Below are 18,939 nucleotides of genomic sequence, written 5' to 3'. Positions count from 1 at the left end.
GACATGACGGATTTCTGGATCGGCACCAGCTGGAAGATGAACAAGACCCTGGCCGAGGCGCGCGAATTCGCCACCGCCCTTGCCGCGGCGGACGCGGACCGCGACCCGCGCATCCAGCGCTTTGTGATCCCGCCCTTCACCGCCTGCCGCGAGGTCGCGCAGATCCTGTCGGAAACCAGCGTCAAGGTTGGCGCCCAGAACATGCACTGGGCCGACCAGGGCGCCTGGACCGGAGAGATCAGCGCCCCCATGCTGACCGATTGCGGGCTGGACATCGTCGAGCTGGGCCACAGCGAACGGCGCGAACATTTCGGCGAAACGGACCGGACCGTCGGCCTGAAGGTCGAGGCGGCCGTCCGTCACGGGCTGATCCCGCTGATCTGCATCGGCGAGACGCTCGAGGAACGCCAGGCGGGCCGCGCGACCGAGGTGCTGTCGGCGCAGGTGCGCGGCGCCCTGGGGCGGCTGTCGGACGACCAGAAGTCCGCGACGATCCTGCTGGCCTATGAGCCGGTCTGGGCGATCGGGGAAAACGGGATTCCCGCCACCTCGGATTACGCCGATGCCCGCCAGGCCGAAATCATCGCCACCGCGCAGGATGTGCTGGGGCGACGGGTGCCTTGTCTCTATGGCGGCTCGGTCAATCCCGACAATTGCCAGGAACTGATCGCCTGCCCGCATATCGACGGGCTGTTCATCGGCCGGTCGGCCTGGGCGGTCGAAGGTTACCTGGATATTCTGGCGCGCTGCGCCGCAACCGTTTGAGAAAAGGGGAAACAGGATGAAACTGGCAATTGCAGGCGACAGCGCGGGCGAGGGACTGGCCCTGATCCTGGCCGAACATCTGAAGGACAAGCACGAGGTGTCCCAGGTCAGCCGCACCGATGCGGGGGCGGACGCCTTTTATGCGGACCTGTCGGACCGCGTGGCGTCGGGCGTGCTGGACGGCACCTATGACCGCGCCATTCTGGTCTGCGGCACGGGGATCGGGGTCTGCATCTCGGCCAACAAGGTGCCGGGCATTCGCGCGGCCCTGACCCATGACACCTATTCCGCCGAACGCGCTGCTCTGTCCAACAACGCGCAGATCATCACCATGGGCGCCCGCGTCATCGGGCCCGAACTGGCCAAGGCCATCGCCGATGCCTGGCTGGCCGAAACCATGAATTTCGACGCCGAGGGGCGTTCGGCCGGCAATGTGAACGCCATCGACGCGGTCGATGCCAAGTACAACAAGGGCTGATCATGCTGCATCTTCCCAATGACAGCGCGCCGACCGGCCCCCTGTTGTCCGACATGCTGTCGGGCACGGGGGCCGAAGGCGTGGTGCTGGCCATCGCCCAGGCCCTGCCGCCCCTGGCGCAGCGGCTGGCGGCGGGGCGTCTGCATGGCGACCCCGATGCGATCGTCGGCACGAATGACAGCGGCGACAAGCAGAAGGCGCTGGACGTCGCGGCCCATGACCACATGATCGCGGCCCTGCGCGCCGCAGGCATCCGTCAGGTCCTGTCCGAGGAAGCCGAGCAGATCGTCGCCCTGAACCCCGACGGCGCCTTCGACGTCGCCATCGACCCCATCGACGGGTCGGGCAGCATCGGCATCGGCGCGCCCCTTGGCCTGCTGTTCACCGTGTTGCCTGCAGCCCCCGAGGGCTTTTTGCGCCGCGGCCGCGACATCGTGGCGGCGGGCTATGCGTCCTTCGGGCATTCGGTCGATTTCGGCTGGTCGGTGGGGCAGGGCGTCCATGTCGCCACCTTCGATGCCGAAGTGGACGCCTTCCGCATCGCGCGCCAGAACCTGCGCCTGCCCGCCAAGGCCAAGACCTTTGCCTGGAATGCCTCGAACGAACGCCACTGGTCGGCGCCGCTGCAGAAATGGATCGCCGACCTGCGTTTGGGCCGCGACGGCCCGCAGGGGCGCGACGTCAACATGCGTTGGCTGGCGGCGGCGGTGGGCGACATGCACCGCATCCTGATGCAGGGCGGCGTCTTCCTGTATCCCGCCGATGCACGCCCCGGATATGAAAACGGCCGCCTGCGGCTGATCTATGAATGCGTGCCCATGGCCTATCTGGCCGAACAGGCGGGCGGGCGCGCCACCAATGGCGAAACCGACATCCTGGACCTGGTGCCCGACGAATTGCACCAGATGTCCGCCATCTTCTTCGGGACCGGTTCCGAGATCGACCTGATCCATTCCTATCTGTCAGCCAACAAGGACTAAGCCCACATGGCGATGATCACCCTGCGTCAGCTTCTGGACCACGCAGCCGAGAATGGCTATGCCGTGCCGGCCTTCAACATCAACAACATGGAACAGGGCCTGTCGGTCATGCAGGCGGCGCAGGCGACCCGGTCGCCCGTGATCCTGCAGGCCAGCCGCGGCGCGCGCGCCTATGCCAACGACCTGGTGCTGGCCGGCCTGATCGGCGGCCTGTCGCGCGCCTTCCCCGACATTCCGATCTGCATGCATCTGGACCACGGCAACGGGCTGGAAACCTGCGCGACCGCGATCCAGAACGGTTTCACCAGCGTCATGATGGACGGGTCGCTGAAGGCGGATGGCACGACGCCCGCCGATTACGCCTATAACGCCGACATCACCCGCCGCGTGACCCAGATGGCCCATGCCTGCGGCGTGTCCGTCGAGGGCGAACTGGGCGTCCTGGGCAGCCTGGAGACCGGCATGGGCGACCAGGAGGACGGCCACGGCGCCACCGAAAAGCTGTCCCACGACCAGCTGCTGACCGACCCCGACGAGGCCGTGCGCTTTGTCCAGGATACCGGCGTCGACGCGCTGGCCATCGCCATGGGCACCAGCCACGGCGCCTACAAGTTCACGAGAAAGCCCGATGGCGACATCCTGGCCATGAACGTGATCGAGGAGATCCACCGCCGCCTGCCCAACACCCATCTGGTGATGCACGGGTCGTCCTCGGTCCCCGAGGACCTGCAGGAGATCATCAACAGCTATGGCGGCGATATCCGCCCGACCTGGGGCGTGCCCGTCGAGGAGATCCAGCGCGGCATCAAGCATGGCGTGCGCAAGGTCAACATCGACACCGACAACCGCCTGGCGATGACCGCCGCGATCCGCAAGACCTTTGCCGAAGACCCGGCCGAGTTCGATCCGCGCAAATACCTCAAGCCCGCGATGGCGATGATGGCGCAGGTCTGCAAGGACCGCTTCGAGGCCTTCGGCACCGCCGGCAATGCCGACAAGCTGCAGCCGCTGCCGCTGGCGGCGATGGCCGCGCGTTACTGATCTGTGACGCCTTGATGACGGGTGCGGGGAATTGGTCCCCGCACCCGTTTCCATGTCTTGCCCCGGCCTATCAATTCCAATATGCATGAAATATGGATTTGACAGGAAAGGTTCCGACATGACCCGCATCGCCCTGAACGGACTTGGCCGCATCGGCAAGCTGGTGCTGCGCGACCTGATGGCATCGGGGGCTGGGGGCGACCTGGTCCTGCTGAACGATGCGCAGGGCACGCCCGAACAGCATGCGACATGGCTGGAATTCGACAGCGTCCATGGCCGCTGGCGGGCCGACATCACCCATGCCGCCGACAGCCTGACCATCGATCGCCGGCAGATGGCCCTGACCCGCGCAGCCCGGATCGAGGATCTGCCGCTGGCGGCGATGGGCATCGATGTGGTCATCGACTGCACGGGGGTCTTCAAGACCGCCGCCGCGCTGCAGCCCTATTTCGATGCGGGGGTCAGGCGGGTGGTCGTATCCGCACCCGTCAAGGATGGCGGCGCGCTGAACCTGGTCTATGGCATCAATCACGGCGATTACGATCCCGCGCAGCACCGGCTGGTGACGGCGGCCAGCTGCACGACCAACTGCCTGGCCCCGGTGGTCAAGGTCATCCACGAAGCCCTGGGCGTCCGTCACGGGGCCATCACCACCATCCATGACGTGACGAACACCCAGACCATCGTCGATCGCCCCGCCAAGGATGCCCGCCGCGCCCGGTCGGCGCTGGCGAACCTGATCCCCACCACGACCGGTTCGGCCACGGCCATCACGCTGATCTATCCCGAACTGGCCGGTCGCCTGAACGGCCACGCCGTGCGGGTGCCGCTGCTGAACGCCTCGCTGACCGATTGCGTCTTCGAGGTCGAGCGCCCCACCACCGCCGCCGAGGTCAACGCCCTCTTCGCCGCCGCCGCCCGCGGCCCCCTCAAGGGCATCCTGGGATACGAGGAACGGCCGCTGGTGTCGTCGGACTACCTGAACGATCCGCGTTCGGCGATCATAGACGCGGGCTCGACGATGGTCGTCGACGGGACGCAGGTCAAGATCTATGCCTGGTACGACAACGAATGGGGCTATGCCTGCCGCCTGGCCGATATCGTGCGCATGGTGTCGGTGTCATGAACGCGATGCGCGCCTATATGGCGGTGACGGCGGCCTATTGGGCCTTCATGCTGTCGGATGGGGCCTTGCGGATGCTGGTCCTGTTGCATTTCAACGGGCTTGGCTTTTCACCGGTGCAGCTGGCCTATCTGTTCCTCCTCTATGAGGTGGCGGGCATCGTGACCAATATGGCGGCGGGCTGGATCGCGGCCCGGTTCGGGCTGGCCAGCACGCTCTATGCGGGGCTGGGGGTGCAGATCGCGGCCCTTGCGGCGCTGGCGCAGCTGGACCCGGCCTGGAGCGTGGGATCTTCGGTCGTCTTCGTCATGGCGGTGCAGGGGGCCAGCGGCGTCGCCAAGGATCTGGCCAAGATGTCGTCGAAATCGGCGGTGAAGGTGCTGGCGCCCGAAGGCGACGGGACGCTGTTCCGGTGGGTCGCCGCGCTGACCGGCTCCAAGAACGCGGTCAAGGGGCTGGGCTTCTTTCTGGGGGCGGCGATGCTGGGGCTGGCGGGGTTCCAGGCCGCCGTCTGGCTGATGGCGGCGGTGCTGGCGGCGATCCTGCTGGCCATCATCCTGTTCCTGCCCGCGGGTCTGCCCAAGGGGCGCAAGGACAGCAAGCTGGCCGCCATCTGGTCGCGCGATCCCCAGATCAACCGGCTGTCGCTGGCGCGGATGTTCCTGTTCGGGGCACGCGATGTCTGGTTCGTGGTGGGCATCCCCATCTACTTCCAGTCGGTGCTGTCGGATGGCACGCCGGACGGCCGCCGTGCGGCATTCTTCCTGATCGGCGCCTTCATGGCGGCCTGGATCATCGGCTATGGCGCGGTCCAGGCGGCGGCTCCGCGCCTGCTGGCTGCGCGGGGCAGGCCGCTGGAGGCGATCACCGACAAGGCCATCACCTGGGCCGGCCGGCTTGTGCCGATCCCCTTTCTGCTGGCCGGGCTGGTGCTGTTGTCGGATGGGCCCGCGGCCTGGCTGACGGCATCGCTTGTCGCGGGGCTGCTGCTGTTCGGGGTGGTCTTCGCGCTGAATTCGGCCGTGCATTCCTATCTGATTCTGGCCTTTTCCAAGGCCGAGCGTGTGACCATGGATGTCGGTTTCTATTACATGGCGAATGCGGCGGGGCGGTTGCTGGGAACGTTGCTGTCGGGACTCAGTTATCAGATCGGGGGGCTGGCCCTGTGCCTGGCGACGGCGGGGCTGATGGCGCTGGCATCCTGGCTGTGCGCGGGGCGCCTGCGCCGACCCCTGTGACGCAGTCGAGGGTCCGGCGGTTGCGCCGACCTGTCCGGGGTGCGGTGCCGGATCGGAAATAATTATTTGCGACAGGGGGGTAGACAATCGGTCTAGCGACATTACCTGTCCTGCCATGACAGACGCACGCACCCATATCTTGGACACCGGACGCCGCCTTGTGGCGCAGCGGGGCTATACCGCCGTCGGTCTTGGCCAGCTGCTGGCCGAGGCGCAGGTGCCCAAGGGATCGTTCTATCACTACTTCACCTCGAAGGAGGGATATGGCTGCGCGCTGCTGGACCGATATGTCCGGACCTATGAATGCGACCTTGCGGCGACGTTGGACAACGACGCCTTGGCCGGACGCGACAAGGTGCTGGCCTATTTCGCGGATTGGCAGGCCCGCCAAGGCGGCAGCGACGCCGAGAGCAAATGCCTCATCGTCAAGCTGGCCGCCGAAATCAGCGACCTGTCACCCGACATGCGCACCATCCTGCAGGACGGCGTCACCGCCATCATCGGCAAGCTGTCGCGGGCGCTGGACGTCGCGGGCAGGGACGGTTCGATGCGGGCGCTGGACGATCCGGATGCCATGGCCACGTCACTGTACCAGCTGTGGCTGGGGGCCAGCCTGATGGCGCATCTGTCCCATGACGGGGCGCCTTTGGGCGACGCCATGACCCGGACCCGTGCCCTGCTGCCGCAATCCTGAAAAAACATTCCAATATTCGATCAACCGATCGGGAAAGGGACATCATGACCCAATCACAGACCCAGAACCGCCGCCACATCCTGGCCGAACGCCCTAAGGGCGAGCCGACCGAAAACACGCTGCGCCTGGAAACCGCCGAGGTGCCGACCTCCGGCAAGGGGAAGATGCTGCTACGCAACGAATATTTGTCGCTGGACCCCTATATGCGCGGCCGGATGAGCGATGCGCCCTCCTATGCCGCGCCGGTCGAGGTCGGCCAGGTGATGGTCGGGGGGACCGTGTCGCAGGTCGTGTCGTCGGATGTCGCCGGCTTTGCCGAAGGGGATTGGGTCGTGGCCTTTGGCGGCTGGCAGGATTACGCCCTGTCGGACGGCACGGGCGTCATCAACATGGGCAAGAACCCCGAAAACCCGTCCTGGGCGCTTGGCGTTCTTGGCATGCCCGGCCTGACCGCATGGGCGGGCCTGACCCAGATCGGCCAGCCCAAGGCGGGCGAAACGCTGGTCGTCGCCGGTGCCAGCGGCCCGGTGGGCGCGACGGTGGGCCAGATCGGCAAGATCCTGGGCCTGCGCGTGATCGGCATCGCCGGTGGTGCCGACAAGTGCAGCCATGTGGTCGACACCTTGGGCTTTGACGCCTGCGTCGATTACAAGGCCGACAGCTTTGCCGATGATCTGAAGGCCGCGGCCACGGACGGCATCGATATCTATTTCGAAAACGTGGGCGGCGCGGTCTTCGACGCGGTGCTGCCACTGCTGAACCCTTCGGCCCGGATTCCGGTCTGCGGGCTGATTTCCCAGTATAACGCGACCGCGCTGCCCGACGGCCCGGACCGCATGAATTACCTGATGGGCCAGATCCTGCGCAAGCGGATGACCATGCGCGGCTTCATCGTCTTCGACGATTTCGGCCATCTTTATTCCGAGTTTGCCCAGCAGGTCGGCGGCTGGGTCAAGGACGGCAAGATCAAGTACCGCGAGGAAATGATCGAAGGGCTGGAACAAGCCCCCCGCGCGTTCATTGGACTGCTGCGCGGCGAAGCCTTCGGCAAGCGCGTCATCCACCTGTCCGCCTGATCCCACATCACCCCAAGGAGATATCGACATGAAAATCCTCATGGTTCTGACTTCGCACGACAAGCTGGGCGATACCGGCAACAAGACCGGCTTCTGGCTGGAGGAGTTCGCCGCCCCCTATTACGTCTTCAAGGATGCGGGGGCCGAGGTCGTCCTGGCCTCGCCCAAGGGTGGCCAGCCGCCGCTGGACCCCAGCAGCGATGCCCCCGACGCCCAGACCGAGGCGACCGAGCGTTTCAAGGGTGACGATGACGCGCAGGCCGCCCTGGCCGATACCAGGGTGCTGGCAGACATCCAGACCGACGGTTTCGACGCCATCTTCTATCCCGGCGGCCACGGCCCCCTGTGGGATCTGGCCGAAGATGCCGACAGCCGCCGCCTGATCGAGGGCTTTGCCGCCAAGGATCTGCCGGTCGGGGCCGTCTGCCACGCGCCGGGCGTTTTCCGCCACACCAAGGGTGCCGATGGCAAGCCCCTGGTCGAGGGCAAGCGCGTCACCGGCTTTACCAACACCGAGGAAGAGGCCGTCGGCCTGACCAAGGTCGTTCCCTTCCTGGTCGAGGACATGCTGAAGGCCAATGGCGGCCAGTATGACAAGGGCGAGGATTGGGGCGTCTTCGTCCTGGTCGATGGCAAGCTGGTGACGGGTCAGAACCCCGCCTCCTCGGAAGAGGCCGCCCGGAAATTGCTGTCCCTGATCTGAGGGGACGGCCACGCGGAATGATTGGGAACCCGGCCGGCAGCGGCCGGGTTAACATTTGTGAATCATCGGCGGGACTTCGCCGATCTTGCCATAAGATACCCAGGGAAACGGATCGATGTTCAAGAAGATCTGCCTAGGCATTCTGGCCATCGCAGCGATCGGCGCTGTGGGCTTTGGTGTCTATGCGTATAAACCCGCGATGCAGCCGATCACGGCGGCAGATCACGCGACCTTCCCGCCTGAACAGGTGGAAAAGGGCAGGGTGCTGGCCGGTGCCGGTTATTGCGCCACCTGCCATACCGCCAAGGACGGAGAGCCCTATGCCGGCAATTACGCGATGGAGACGGGCTTTGGCACCATCTATGCCACAAACCTGACCCCGGACGTCGAAACCGGCATCGGCGCCTATTCGCAGGACGCCTTCCGCCGGGCCATGCATGAGGGCGTGGGGCGCGACGGGCGCCACCTGTTCCCGGCCTTCCCTTATGACCATTTCACCAAGATGAGCGACGAGGACGTGGACGCGATCTATGCCTTCATCATGTCCGAGGTGGCGCCGGTCCGCAGCGTCCAGAAGGAAAACGAGCTGCCCTTCCCGTTGAACCTGCGCTTCCTTCAGGCAGGTTGGAAGATGCTGTTCGTCGATTTCGGCCAGTATGAAACCGTTGCCGACAAGTCGCCCGAATGGAACCGCGGCGCCTATCTGGCCGAGGGCGTGACCCATTGCGGCGCCTGCCACACCCCGCGCAACATCCTGGGCGCCGAAAAGTCCGGCGAGCAATATGCGGGCGCCGAGATCGACCGCTGGCAGGCCCCGGCGCTGACCGCGGCCAATGCTTCGGCCGTGCCGTGGAACGCGGCCGAGTTCCGCGAATACCTGATCGAAGGGTCCTCGACATATCATGGCATCGCGGCCGGTCCGATGGGGCCCGTCGTGCATGAAGGCGTGCGCGAACTGCCCGACAGCGACCTGACCGCCATCAGCGTCTATCTGGCCGACAAGGTCGGTGGCGACGGCCTGGACCCGGCCGACAGCGATATCGTCCGGGCCAGCCTTGAGCGCAACGCGCCCGACCGCCGCTATCGCCAGGCCGAGGGCGAGCGGCTTTACACCACCGCCTGCGCGGCCTGCCATTACAACGCCAAAGCGATCCGGGCAAGTCGCCCCGACCTGGGGATCAACTCCTCGGTCAACCAGGATGATCCCAGCAACCTGATCCAGGTGATCCTCTATGGCGTCACCAGCCATCAGGGCACCAAGGGCGTGGTCATGCCCGGCTTTCGCCAAGCGCTGAGCGACGATCAGGTGGCCCAGATCGCCGCCTATCTGCGCGCCGATCGCGCCCAGAAGCCCGCGTGGGAAAACCTGCGCGACGAGGTCACCCAGCTGCGCGCCCGCGGCCCCGGATCCCACTGAATTCACGAAGGAAACACCTGATGGTAAATCTCAAGATCAACGGGCGCGAGGTCAGCGTCGACGCCGATCCCGACACGCCCCTTCTGTGGGCCATCCGCGACGAGATCGGCCTGACCGGCACCAAGTTCGGTTGCGGCATCGGCATGTGCGGGGCCTGCACCGTCCATGTCGGCGGACAGGCCACGCGGTCCTGCATCACCCTGTTGGGCGATGTCGAAGGTGCCGATGTCACCACGATCGAGGGGCTGGATGCCAATGACAACCACCCCGTCCAGGAGGCATGGCGCAACCTGCGCGTCCCGCAATGCGGCTATTGCCAGTCCGGCCAGATCATGCAGGCAGCCGCCCTGCTGACCGACATCCCGGACCCGAGCGACGAAGACATCGACGCGGTCATGACCGGCAATCTGTGCCGCTGCATGACCTATCCGCGCATCCGCCAGGCGGTCCGCGACGCCGCGTTGGCAAACAGGGGGCAGACCCGGAATGGCTAAGAACAAGATCCTATCCCGCCTTGGTGTGGGCAGCCCGGCAACGGCGCTCAGCCGTCGCGGATTCCTGATCTCGATGACGGCGGCGGGGGTGGCCTTCGGCTTTCCACGCGATGCCATGGCCGCGATGGACCCGCAGGCCGCGGACGGCATGCCGATCGAGACCATGGGCGAGCGGTTCGAACCGACCATGTGGTACTGGATCGACACCGAGGGCCGCGTCAACGTCAACATCATCCGCGCCGAGATGGGCCAGCATGTCGGCACCGCCATCGCCCGCATCCTGGCCGACGAACTGGACGTGTCATGGGACGATGTGCGCATCACCCATGTCGACACGGCCGAGAAATGGGGCACCATGGTCACCGGCGGCAGCTGGTCGGTCTGGCAAAGCTGGCCCGTCTATCGCCAGGCGGGCGCCGCAGGCCGCACCGCGCTGATCGAGGCCGCCGCTGCGCAATGGGGCGTCGATCCCGCCACCTGCACCGCACGCGACGGCACCGTCACCGGAGATGGCAAGTCGATCACCTATGCCGAACTGGTCAAGGCGGGCATCGACCGCAGCTTTACCGAGGAAGAGCTGGCCGCCCTGCCGCTGAAGGCGCATTCCGACCTGCGCCTGGTCGGCAAGGACGTCACCGCGCTGGATATCGGCAACAAGACCAACGGCAAGACCATCTATGGACTGGATGCCAAGATCGACGGCATGGTCTATGGCATCCCGATGCTGCCGCCGACGCGGCTGGGGTCCTCGGTCGCATCGGTCGATGACAGTGCCGCCAAGGACATCAAGGGCTATCTGCAGACGCTGACGCTGGACGATCCTTCCGGCACGGTGCCGGGCTGGGTCGTGGTCCTGGGAGAGACGCTGTTTGCGGCGAAATCGGCAGCCGACCTGATCACCGTCGAATGGAACGCCGGCGAAACCGCAGGCGTTTCCGAGGCCAACATCCAGGCGCGGTCGCGCGAACTGATCGCGGATGCGGCCAGCGGCGCGATCCTGCCCACGGAAACGCCCGACACCACCCAGGCCTTCCAGGATGCGGCCGACACGCTGGAGGCGGAATACACCACCGCGACCGTGCTGCATTTCCAGATGGAGCCGCTGAACGCCACCGTCTTCCGCAATGCGGACGGTGTCTGGGAAACCCATGCGGGCAACCAGTGGCAATCGCTGATCCTGCCGACCCTGTCGGCAGCGCTGGAGGTCGAGCCCGACAAGATCGTCATGCGCAGCTATATGCTGGGCGGTGGTTTCGGGCGTCGCCTGAACGGCGATTACATCGTGCCCGCCGCGCTGGCGTCGAAACAGCTGGACGGCAAGCCGGTCAAGCTGGTCTTCATGCGCGAACATGACGTCCAGTTCGACAGCGTCCGGTCGCCCAGTGTGCAGCGCCTGCGCATGGCCTTCGATGCCGAGAACCAGGTGATCGGGATGGATCATGATGCCGCCGCCGGCTGGCCCACGGGCGTCATGGCGCCGTCCTTCATGCCCAAGGGCGTGAACGGTCAGCCCTTCGACGTCTTTGCCATCGACGGGGCCGATCACTGGTATTCGGTCGGCGCGCACAAGGTCCGCGCGATCGAGAACGAGCTGGCCAACCAGACCTTCCGCCCCGGCTGGTTGCGGTCCGTCGGTCCGGGCTGGACCAATTTCGCGGTCGAAAGCTTCATGGACGAAGCCGCGGCCAAGATCGGGGTCGATCCGCTGGAATTCCGGCTGAAGCACCTGATCGCCGAAGGCTATAACGCCGGCACCGCACCGGATTCGATCGGCGGCGCGTCGCGTCAGGCGGCGGTTCTGGAACGCGTGGCGCAGATGTCGGGCTATGGCACGGCTGATTTGCCCGCCGATACGGCCATCGGCATCGCCACCACCTTTGGTCAAAGCCGCCAGATGCCCACCTGGACCGCAGGGGCCGTCCAGGTTCATGTGGACCGCGAAACCGGCACGGTCGAGGTTCAGAAGATGTGGCTGGCCTTCGATTGCGGCACCGTCGTCGATCCCGACAGTGCCCGCGCGCAATGCGAAGGCGCAGCACTTTGGGGTCTGTCCATGGCGCTTTACGAAGGCACCGAGTTCGAGAACGGCAATGTCCGCGACCTGAACCTGGGCGGCTATACCCCCCTGCGGATGATCGACACGCCGCCGATGGAGATCGAATTCATCGACAGCACCGAGGTTCCGGTGGGCTTGGGCGAACCCGGCACCACGGTCGTGGCCCCGGCCATCGCCAATGCCATCCAGGCGGCGGTCGGCGTGCGTCTGCGCCACCTGCCGATGCGCCCCGACGACGTCCTGGCCGCGCTGAAGGCCTGAAACCCCGCGGGCGCCCCGACATCCGGGGCGCCCGCATCACGGCTGTTGACACCGTCCCCCGAAATCGCGAACCTGCCCGCACGTCAGGGGAGTCCCGCCACAGGGGACTGAGAGGCTGAGTGGGGGCGACCCCGGTGAAGCGACCCTTTGAACCTGACCCAGTTGACACTGGCGTAGGAAGACCAAAGGCAGCTTCCCCATCGACGGGGCGGTCCTTTGGACCGCAAGGTCCGTCACCGGGCCGCGTGGCCCCTTCATCGCTTGTCTCATCCGGGTCGCCCATTTCGCACGGGAGACACTGATGAAACCGAACCCCCAGATCACCACCGGCCCCATGCCTGCATCCAGCAAGCTGTATGTGCCAGGTGCGCTGCACGACATTCGCGTGCCGATGCGCCGGATCGCCCTGACGGGCGAAGACCCTTTGACGGTCTATGACAGTTCCGGCCCCTATACCGACCCTGCCGCACGGATCGACATCCGGGGCGGGTTGCCCGCGGTGCGCGGGGCGTGGCTGACGGGCAGGGGCGATGCCGAACCCTATGCCGGGCGTCCGCTGACCGCCGCCGATAACGGCTTTGTCGATGGCAAGCGCCTGACCCCCGCCTTTCCGCATCAGCGCGATCCGCTGCGCGCCACGAAAGGGGCCGTGACCCAGTTGGCCTATGCCCGCGCCGGGATCATCACGCCCGAAATGGAATATGTCGCGATCCGGGAAAATGAAGGCCGCATTGCCGCCTATACCCGCGACGGAGAGGATTTCGGGGCCGCGATCCCCGATCTGGTGACGCCGGAATTCGTGCGGTCGGAAATTGCGCGGGGCCGGGCGGTGATCCCCGCCAACATCAACCACCCCGAACTGGAACCGATGATCATCGGCCGCAATTTCCTGGTCAAGATCAACGCCAATATCGGCAATTCCGCCGTGACCTCCTCGATGGAGGAGGAGGTCGACAAGATGGTCTGGGCAATCCGCTGGGGGGCCGACACCGTCATGGACCTGTCGACGGGTCGCAACATCCACAATATCCGCGACTGGATCATCCGCAATGCGCCCGTGCCCATCGGAACGGTGCCACTGTATCAGGCGCTGGAAAAGGTCGGCGGCATCGCCGAGGACCTGACATGGGAGATCTATCGCGACACGCTGATCGAACAGGCCGAGCAGGGCGTCGATTACTTCACCATCCACGCGGGCGTGCGGTTGCACATGATCCCGATGACGGCCAGGCGGGTGACGGGCATCGTCAGCCGCGGTGGGTCGATCATGGCGAAATGGTGCCTGCACCACCACCGAGAGAGTTTCCTATACGACCGCTTCGACGAGATCTGCGAGATCATGCGCGCCTATGACGTGACCTTCAGCCTGGGCGACGGCTTGCGGCCCGGGTCCATCGCCGATGCCAATGATCAGGCGCAATTCGCGGAACTGGAGACCCTGGGGGAACTGACCAGGCGTGCCTGGGCGCGCGACTGCCAGGTCTTCATCGAAGGGCCGGGCCATGTGCCGATGCACAAGCTGAAGGCCAACATGGACAAGCAGCTGGAGCATTGCCACGAGGCGCCCTTCTATACCCTGGGGCCGCTGACCACCGATATCGCGCCGGGTTACGACCACATCACCAGCGCCATCGGAGCGGCGATGATCGGTTGGTTCGGAACGGCGATGCTGTGCTATGTCACGCCAAAGGAACATCTGGGCCTGCCCGACCGGGACGACGTGAAAACCGGCGTCATCACCTACAAGCTGGCCGCCCATGCGGCCGACCTGGCCAAGGGGCATCCGGGTGCGCAGATGCGCGATGACGCCCTGTCGCGGGCGCGCTTCGATTTCCGCTGGCAGGACCAGTTCAACCTGGGTCTGGACCCCGACACCGCGCGCGAGATGCACGACGAAACCATGCCCGCCGATGCCCACAAGGTCGCGCATTTCTGTTCGATGTGCGGTCCGAAATTCTGCTCTATGAAGATCTCGCACGATATTCGCGCGACGGCTGAAAAGCAGCAGGGGATGGAGCGGATGGCCGATCTGTTCCGCGAAAAGGGGCAGCTTTACGTCCCTGCCGACGGCTGATCGGGCCGGATCACGCAGCGGCGCCCGCGTTCAGCGGGCGTCGCGGCGCAAGGCCATCGACAGGGCGCCCGTGACGGGGGCGTCATCGCCAAAGCGGATGCCCGCTTCGATATGGCGCAGGTGCTGGTCCAGCAGGTCCTGGGCCGCATCCATGTCCCGCGCCTCGATAGCGTCGGTGATGCGGGTGTGTTCGTCATCGGCGCAAAGCGTGCCGTGGCCGGTCGCGTAAAGCCCGATGATCAGCGAACTGCGCATGGTCAGTTCCTCCAGATAGCGCAGCAGGACGGGATTGCGCCCGACCCGCCCCAGCAGCAGATGGAACCCCCGTGACAGGCGCACGGCGGCCGACCGGTCGCCGCTGCCGCGTGCCAGGGCCTCCTGCGCCAGATGGACGCGCAGGGCGGCGATGTCTTCGGATGTGGCCTGTCGCACGGCATTGCGGCAGATCACCGTCTCGATGGCGCGACGCGCCTGAAAGACGTCACGGGCATCCTGGGGCGTCGGCGTGGCGACATAGGCGCCGCGGTTCGGCAGGTGATCGACCACATGATAGGCGGTCAACGTCCCAAGCGCGCGCCGGACATGGGCGCGATTGCAGCCGAACAGGTCCGACAGCGCCTGTTCGCCCAGCTTGGTGCCCGCATGCAGGCGCTGATCGGCGATCGCATCAAGGATGCTGTCCACGATGATGGTTTCAAGCGGCTTTTCCATCGTCGACAGATTGCACAGCCAACGGTCACGCGCAAGAAACATGCGCCCGAATTGCAGGCAGATAAAATATTATCTGATTGTTAACAATTCGTGTTATCAATCTTGCGACTCGGAAGAAGGAAGATCCATGAAACTGGTTGTCATCAACCCCAACTCGACCAGCTCGATGACGGACAAGATCATCGCATCGGCCCGCGCGGTGGCGGGACCGCAGGTCGATGTGATCGGGCGCACCGCCCATGGCGCCCCCGCCAGCATCGAGGGCCATCACGACGAGGTCATGGCCGCCCCCCATCTGTTGCGCGAGGTCGCGCAGGCCGAGGCCGAGGGCGCGGATGCCATCGTCATCGCCTGTTTCGACGACCCCGCGATCGGCGCCTGCCGCGAGATCGCGACCGGCCCCGTCATCGCCATCTGCGAGGCGGGAATGATGGCGGCCAGCATGGTCGCGACCTCGTTTTCCATCGTCACGACGCTGCCCCGCTCGGTCCCGGTGATCGAGGAGTTGGTCCGCAAATACGGCCAGGACCACAAATGCCGCCGCGTCCGTTCCGCCGCGATCCCGGTCCTGGCGCTGGAAGAACCGGGATCGGACGCCCGCGACCGCGTCCGCGCCGAGATCATGCGCGCCATCGAAGAGGACGGCTGCGAGGCCGTGCTGCTGGGCTGCGCGGGCATGTCCGACCTGACCGCGTGGCTGACCACGGAAACCGGCATCCCGGTCATCGACGGCGTGACCGTGGCCACGAAACTGGCCGAGGCGCTTGTGGGCGCCGGGCTGAAGACCAGCAAGATCGGCGCCTATGCGGTGCCCAACAAGAAATAAGACGACCTCAACCTCCGACAGGGAAACATCACATGACTCAGATCGACATGGCGGGCGTCGCACCGCCCGACGCACATGACGGCACACGCGCGACCGACAAGGGCGTGGGCCAGGAAAGCCTGGCCCCGCAGCAGACGCGCATCATGGGGTCCTGGTCCTATCTGTTCGCCTGGCTGGGCGGCTGCGTGTCCATCGGCACCTTCACCATCGGGTCGGGGCTGGTGGGCACGCTGAACCTGCTGCAGACGGTCGTGGCCATCGCGATCGGCTGCACCGTCATCGGCATCGCGCTGATGATCAACGGGCAGGCGGGGCACAGATACGGCATCCCCTTCATGGTGCAGGCGCGCCCGGCCTTCGGGTTTGCGGGAACGCGGCTGCCGGCGCTGGTGCGGTCGGTGCCCGCCCTGGTCTGGTTCGGCTTTCAAAGCTGGATCGGCGCCGGCGCGCTGAACCTGGTGTCCGAAACGATGTTCGGCTTTTCCAACATCTGGGTCTTCTTCATCGGCTTTCAGGCCCTGCAGATCGGCCTGTCGGTCCTGGGCTTTCACGGCATCAAATGGCTGGAAAACATCGGATCGGTCTTCATCATCGGGGCGCTGATCTATATGTTCTTCAGCGTCATCGACAAATACGGCAGCCAGATCAGTGCCAACCTTGTCAATGTCGAAGGCACCTGGGGGGCACCGTTCTGGGGCGCCACGATGCTGTTTCTGGGCATCTATTCGACGATGATGCTGAACGTGTCCGACTACAGCCGAGAGCTGGACGGACAGGTGGGACGCGGGCGGCAGGTGGCGATCTATGCCAATTCGATCCTGCCCGCGACCCTGTTCATGGGGCTGATCGGGCTGATGGTGTCGGGCGCCACCGGCGAGGTCGATCCGATCAAGGTCTTTGCCAGCGCCGTGGACAACAAGCTGCTGTTGGTGACGACGCTGCTGTTCATCGCCTTTGCGCAGGTGACGACGAACATCCTCAACAATGTCGTGCCGCCCGCCTATGCGCTGATGGATGTCTTCAAGCTGCGCTTCAAGACGGCGGCGGTGCTGGTCGGTCTTCTGGCCTTCGCGACCTTCCCCTGGCTGCTGGTCAAGGATGAAAGCGCTGCCGGGCTGAACCTGTTCATCCAGACCTACAGCGCCTTCCTGGGCCCGATCTTCGCCATCCTGGTGGTCGATTACTATGTGATCCGCAAGCAGCGGCTGAACATGGATTATCTTTACGATCCCGCGGGGCCTTATCGCGGCATGAACCCTGCCGCGCTGGCCGCGACGGTCATCGGGGCGGTCTTTGCGCTGATCTTTTCGGGCGTCAGCTGGTATGCCAGCCTGCTGCCGGCGGGGGTCAGCTATTACCTGCTGATGAAGACGCTGCCCGCCGCCCGCCGCTTTGCCCAATAAAGGACGCCCACGCGCGGGCAGGGTGCCTTGCCCGCGCGTTCAGATGTCGAAGACCACCCCCTGTGCCAGGGGCAGGTCGCGCGAATAGTTGATGGTGTTGGTGGCGCGGCGCATATAGGCCTTCCACGCGTCCGACCCGCTTTCGCGACCCCCGCCGGTTTCCTTTTCGCCCCCGAAGGCCCCGCCGATCTCGGCACCCGAAGTGCCGATATTGACGTTGGCGATGCCGCAATCGGAACCGCGCGACGACAGGAAGATCTCCATCTCGCGCAGGTCGGTGGTGAAGATGGCCGATGACAGGCCCGCGCCGACGGCATTGTGGTCCTCCAGCATGGCATCGAAATCGTCATAGGTCATGACATAGAGGATGGGCGCGAAGGTCTCGGTCATGACCGGGCCGGTCTGGGACGGCATCAGGACCAGCGCGGGACGGACATAAAAGGCATCCGCGTCGCCCGTATCCTGGCGGGCGCCGCCATGCACGATGCCGCCCGCATCGCGCGCAGCGGCCAGCGCCTGCTGCATCGTGTCATAGGCGGCCTTGTCGATCAGCGGCCCGACCAGCGCGTCGGTGGTCAGCGGGTTGCCGATGGTGACGGTTTCAAAGGCCTTGATCAGGCGCGGCATCAGGTCGTCATGAACGTCCCTGTGCACGAACAGCCGCCGCATCGTCGTGCAGCGCTGGCCCGCCGTGCCCATCGCGCCGAAGGCCACCGCCCGCAGCGCCATGTCCAGATCGGCCGACGGGCAGACGATGCCCGCATTGTTGCCGCCCAGTTCCAGGATGGAACGCCCGAACCGTTCCGCCACCTTGGGGCCGACCATGCGGCCCATCCGGGTCGATCCGGTGGCTGAAACCAGCGCCACCTTGGGGTTTTCGACCAGCGCCGCGCCCACCTCCGCACCGCCGATCAGCACCTGCGACAGGTCCGCGGGCGCGTCTCCGAAGCGGGCGATGGCGCGGTTCAGGATGGCCTGGCAGGCAAGGGCCGTCAGCGGCGTCTTTTCCGACGGCTTCCAGACGACGCTGTCACCGCAGACCAGTGCCAGCGCGGTGTTCCAGGACCAGACGGCGACGGGAAAGTTGAAGGCGCTGATCACGCCCACGACGCCAAGCGGGTGCCATGTTTCCATCATGCGGTGGCCGGGGCGTTCGGTGGCGATGGTCAGGCCGTAAAGCTGGCGCGACAGGCCGACGGCGAAATCGCAGATGTCGATCATCTCCTGCACCTCGCCCAGGCCCTCGGACGTGACCTTGCCCGCCTCGATCGAGACCAGCCTGCCAAGCGCGTCCTTGTGGCTGCGCAGTTCCTCGCCCAGCAGGCGGACCAGCTCGCCGCGCCGGGGGGCGGGCACCATGCGCCACGCGCGGAAGGCGGCCTCTGCGCGGTCGATGGCTGCGGCGGTCGTGGCGGCATCATGGGACGCAAGGGACGCGATCTGCTGGCCGTCCAGCGGACTGCGGCAGGGCAGGTCGCCCGCGTCCAGCAGGGCGGCATCGACGCCCAGATCGGTCATCAGGGATTGCACATCGGCTTTCAGGTCCATCGGGGTTCGGCCTTTCGTTCATCTGTTTTGGAACTGCTGAGGGCAGGCGCG

The 18,939-nt window shown here is 65.7% G+C and carries 17 protein-coding genes and 1 riboswitch; of the genes, 15 read left to right on the top strand and 2 right to left on the bottom strand.

Translation table 11 applies throughout. The annotated features are described in order from the left end of the window. The first annotated feature begins 3 nt into the window (after positions 1–3). The 13 genes from IE00_RS10450 to thiC all read left to right on the top strand — a co-directional run bounded on the left by IE00_RS10450 (position 4) and on the right by thiC (position 14,400). Positions 4–765 (top strand): triose-phosphate isomerase, encoded by a 762-nt coding sequence (locus IE00_RS10450; RefSeq protein WP_072297052.1) that lies wholly within the window; start codon positions 4–6, stop codon positions 763–765. Between the two features lie 16 nt (positions 766–781). Beyond that, positions 782–1,243: an RpiB/LacA/LacB family sugar-phosphate isomerase gene (locus tag IE00_RS10445; RefSeq protein WP_072297051.1), complete on the top strand. Its 462-nt coding sequence runs from the start codon at positions 782–784 to the stop codon at positions 1,241–1,243. 2 nt (positions 1,244–1,245) lie between these two features. Beyond that, positions 1,246–2,223: a class 1 fructose-bisphosphatase gene (locus tag IE00_RS10440; protein WP_072297050.1), complete on the top strand. Its 978-nt coding sequence runs from the start codon at positions 1,246–1,248 to the stop codon at positions 2,221–2,223. A gap of 6 nt (positions 2,224–2,229) precedes the next feature. Further along, complete coding sequence (gene fba / locus IE00_RS10435) at positions 2,230–3,264, top strand: class II fructose-bisphosphate aldolase (RefSeq protein ID WP_072297049.1); 1,035 nt, start codon at positions 2,230–2,232, stop codon at positions 3,262–3,264. Between the two features lie 118 nt (positions 3,265–3,382). Further along, positions 3,383–4,390 carry an ArsJ-associated glyceraldehyde-3-phosphate dehydrogenase gene (locus IE00_RS10430; protein ID WP_072297048.1) on the top strand — a complete coding sequence of 336 codons (1,008 nt, stop codon included), beginning with the start codon at positions 3,383–3,385 and terminating at the stop codon, positions 4,388–4,390. Continuing rightward, positions 4,387–5,625 carry an organoarsenical effux MFS transporter ArsJ gene (gene arsJ / locus IE00_RS10425; RefSeq protein WP_139291393.1) on the top strand — a complete coding sequence of 413 codons (1,239 nt, stop codon included), beginning with the start codon at positions 4,387–4,389 and terminating at the stop codon, positions 5,623–5,625. The genes IE00_RS10430 and arsJ overlap by 4 nt, the downstream gene beginning before the upstream one ends. A 115-nt stretch (positions 5,626–5,740) precedes the next feature. Continuing rightward, positions 5,741–6,319 (top strand): TetR/AcrR family transcriptional regulator, encoded by a 579-nt coding sequence (locus IE00_RS10420; protein ID WP_072297046.1) that lies wholly within the window; start codon positions 5,741–5,743, stop codon positions 6,317–6,319. 44 nt (positions 6,320–6,363) lie between these two features. Then, the gene (locus tag IE00_RS10415) at positions 6,364–7,395 is read left to right on the top strand and encodes an NADP-dependent oxidoreductase (RefSeq protein ID WP_072297045.1); all 1,032 of its coding nucleotides are present in this window, start codon (positions 6,364–6,366) and stop codon (positions 7,393–7,395) included. 28 nt (positions 7,396–7,423) lie between these two features. Beyond that, entirely contained in the window at positions 7,424–8,098 is a 675-nt protein-coding gene (locus IE00_RS10410; protein WP_072297044.1) for a type 1 glutamine amidotransferase domain-containing protein, read from the top strand. Between the two features lie 115 nt (positions 8,099–8,213). Next, positions 8,214–9,515, top strand: coding sequence for a cytochrome c (locus IE00_RS10405; protein WP_072297043.1), 1,302 nt, complete (start codon positions 8,214–8,216; stop codon positions 9,513–9,515). Positions 9,516–9,535: 20 nt separating this feature from the next. Continuing rightward, positions 9,536–10,009 (top strand): (2Fe-2S)-binding protein, encoded by a 474-nt coding sequence (locus IE00_RS10400; RefSeq protein WP_072297042.1) that lies wholly within the window; start codon positions 9,536–9,538, stop codon positions 10,007–10,009. Continuing rightward, positions 10,002–12,326, top strand: a complete 2,325-nt coding sequence (locus IE00_RS10395; RefSeq protein ID WP_072297041.1) for a xanthine dehydrogenase family protein molybdopterin-binding subunit — start codon at positions 10,002–10,004, stop codon at positions 12,324–12,326. Before IE00_RS10400 ends, IE00_RS10395 begins: the two co-directional genes overlap by 8 nt. A 75-nt stretch (positions 12,327–12,401) precedes the next feature. Then, a riboswitch (TPP riboswitch) is annotated at positions 12,402–12,523 on the top strand. Between the two features lie 104 nt (positions 12,524–12,627). Then, positions 12,628–14,400, top strand: a complete 1,773-nt coding sequence (gene thiC, locus IE00_RS10390; protein ID WP_072297091.1) for a phosphomethylpyrimidine synthase ThiC — start codon at positions 12,628–12,630, stop codon at positions 14,398–14,400. Positions 14,401–14,430: 30 nt separating this feature from the next. Here the strand turns inward: thiC and IE00_RS10385 are convergent, their stop codons facing one another. Beyond that, positions 14,431–15,153, bottom strand: coding sequence for a GntR family transcriptional regulator (locus tag IE00_RS10385; RefSeq protein WP_240493851.1), 723 nt, complete (start codon positions 15,151–15,153; stop codon positions 14,431–14,433). Positions 15,154–15,238: 85 nt separating this feature from the next. On the opposite strand from IE00_RS10385, the gene IE00_RS10380 reads away from it, so the two are divergent. Further along, complete coding sequence (locus IE00_RS10380; RefSeq protein WP_072297040.1) at positions 15,239–15,937, top strand: aspartate/glutamate racemase family protein; 699 nt, start codon at positions 15,239–15,241, stop codon at positions 15,935–15,937. A gap of 32 nt (positions 15,938–15,969) precedes the next feature. Continuing rightward, positions 15,970–17,340 (top strand): NCS1 family transporter, encoded by a 1,371-nt coding sequence (locus tag IE00_RS10375; RefSeq protein WP_240493850.1) that lies wholly within the window; start codon positions 15,970–15,972, stop codon positions 17,338–17,340. 39 nt (positions 17,341–17,379) lie between these two features. Here IE00_RS10375 and IE00_RS10370 read toward each other — a convergent pair whose 3' ends face one another. Further along, complete coding sequence (locus IE00_RS10370; RefSeq protein WP_240493853.1) at positions 17,380–18,858, bottom strand: aldehyde dehydrogenase family protein; 1,479 nt, start codon at positions 18,856–18,858, stop codon at positions 17,380–17,382. Between the last annotated feature and the right edge of the window lie 81 nt (positions 18,859–18,939).

Origin of the sequence: Paracoccus sp. SM22M-07, from assembly GCF_001887735.1 — a bacterium.
In the GTDB taxonomy this organism is placed as follows: Bacteria; Pseudomonadota; Alphaproteobacteria; order Rhodobacterales; family Rhodobacteraceae; genus Paracoccus.
Note: the sequence above shows the minus strand (reverse complement) of the source record. Positions and strands in the feature narration are given on the sequence as shown.

What these genes read in the sequence shown, in the direction of transcription:
- IE00_RS10450 (WP_072297052.1), top strand. Translation starts at nt 4, where the DNA reads ATGACGGATTTCTGGATCGGCACCAGCTGGAAGATGAACAAGACCCTG.
- IE00_RS10445 (WP_072297051.1), top strand. Translation starts at nt 782, where the DNA reads ATGAAACTGGCAATTGCAGGCGACAGCGCGGGCGAGGGACTGGCCCTG.
- IE00_RS10440 (WP_072297050.1), top strand. Translation starts at nt 1,246, where the DNA reads ATGCTGCATCTTCCCAATGACAGCGCGCCGACCGGCCCCCTGTTGTCC.
- fba (WP_072297049.1), top strand. Translation starts at nt 2,230, where the DNA reads ATGGCGATGATCACCCTGCGTCAGCTTCTGGACCACGCAGCCGAGAAT.
- IE00_RS10430 (WP_072297048.1), top strand. Translation starts at nt 3,383, where the DNA reads ATGACCCGCATCGCCCTGAACGGACTTGGCCGCATCGGCAAGCTGGTG.
- arsJ (WP_139291393.1), top strand. Translation starts at nt 4,387, where the DNA reads ATGAACGCGATGCGCGCCTATATGGCGGTGACGGCGGCCTATTGGGCC.
- IE00_RS10420 (WP_072297046.1), top strand. Translation starts at nt 5,741, where the DNA reads ATGACAGACGCACGCACCCATATCTTGGACACCGGACGCCGCCTTGTG.
- IE00_RS10415 (WP_072297045.1), top strand. Translation starts at nt 6,364, where the DNA reads ATGACCCAATCACAGACCCAGAACCGCCGCCACATCCTGGCCGAACGC.
- IE00_RS10410 (WP_072297044.1), top strand. Translation starts at nt 7,424, where the DNA reads ATGAAAATCCTCATGGTTCTGACTTCGCACGACAAGCTGGGCGATACC.
- IE00_RS10405 (WP_072297043.1), top strand. Translation starts at nt 8,214, where the DNA reads ATGTTCAAGAAGATCTGCCTAGGCATTCTGGCCATCGCAGCGATCGGC.
- IE00_RS10400 (WP_072297042.1), top strand. Translation starts at nt 9,536, where the DNA reads ATGGTAAATCTCAAGATCAACGGGCGCGAGGTCAGCGTCGACGCCGAT.
- IE00_RS10395 (WP_072297041.1), top strand. Translation starts at nt 10,002, where the DNA reads ATGGCTAAGAACAAGATCCTATCCCGCCTTGGTGTGGGCAGCCCGGCA.
- thiC (WP_072297091.1), top strand. Translation starts at nt 12,628, where the DNA reads ATGAAACCGAACCCCCAGATCACCACCGGCCCCATGCCTGCATCCAGC.
- IE00_RS10385 (WP_240493851.1), bottom strand. Translation starts at nt 15,153, where the DNA reads ATGTTTCTTGCGCGTGACCGTTGGCTGTGCAATCTGTCGACGATGGAA.
- IE00_RS10380 (WP_072297040.1), top strand. Translation starts at nt 15,239, where the DNA reads ATGAAACTGGTTGTCATCAACCCCAACTCGACCAGCTCGATGACGGAC.
- IE00_RS10375 (WP_240493850.1), top strand. Translation starts at nt 15,970, where the DNA reads ATGACTCAGATCGACATGGCGGGCGTCGCACCGCCCGACGCACATGAC.
- IE00_RS10370 (WP_240493853.1), bottom strand. Translation starts at nt 18,858, where the DNA reads ATGACCGATCTGGGCGTCGATGCCGCCCTGCTGGACGCGGGCGACCTG.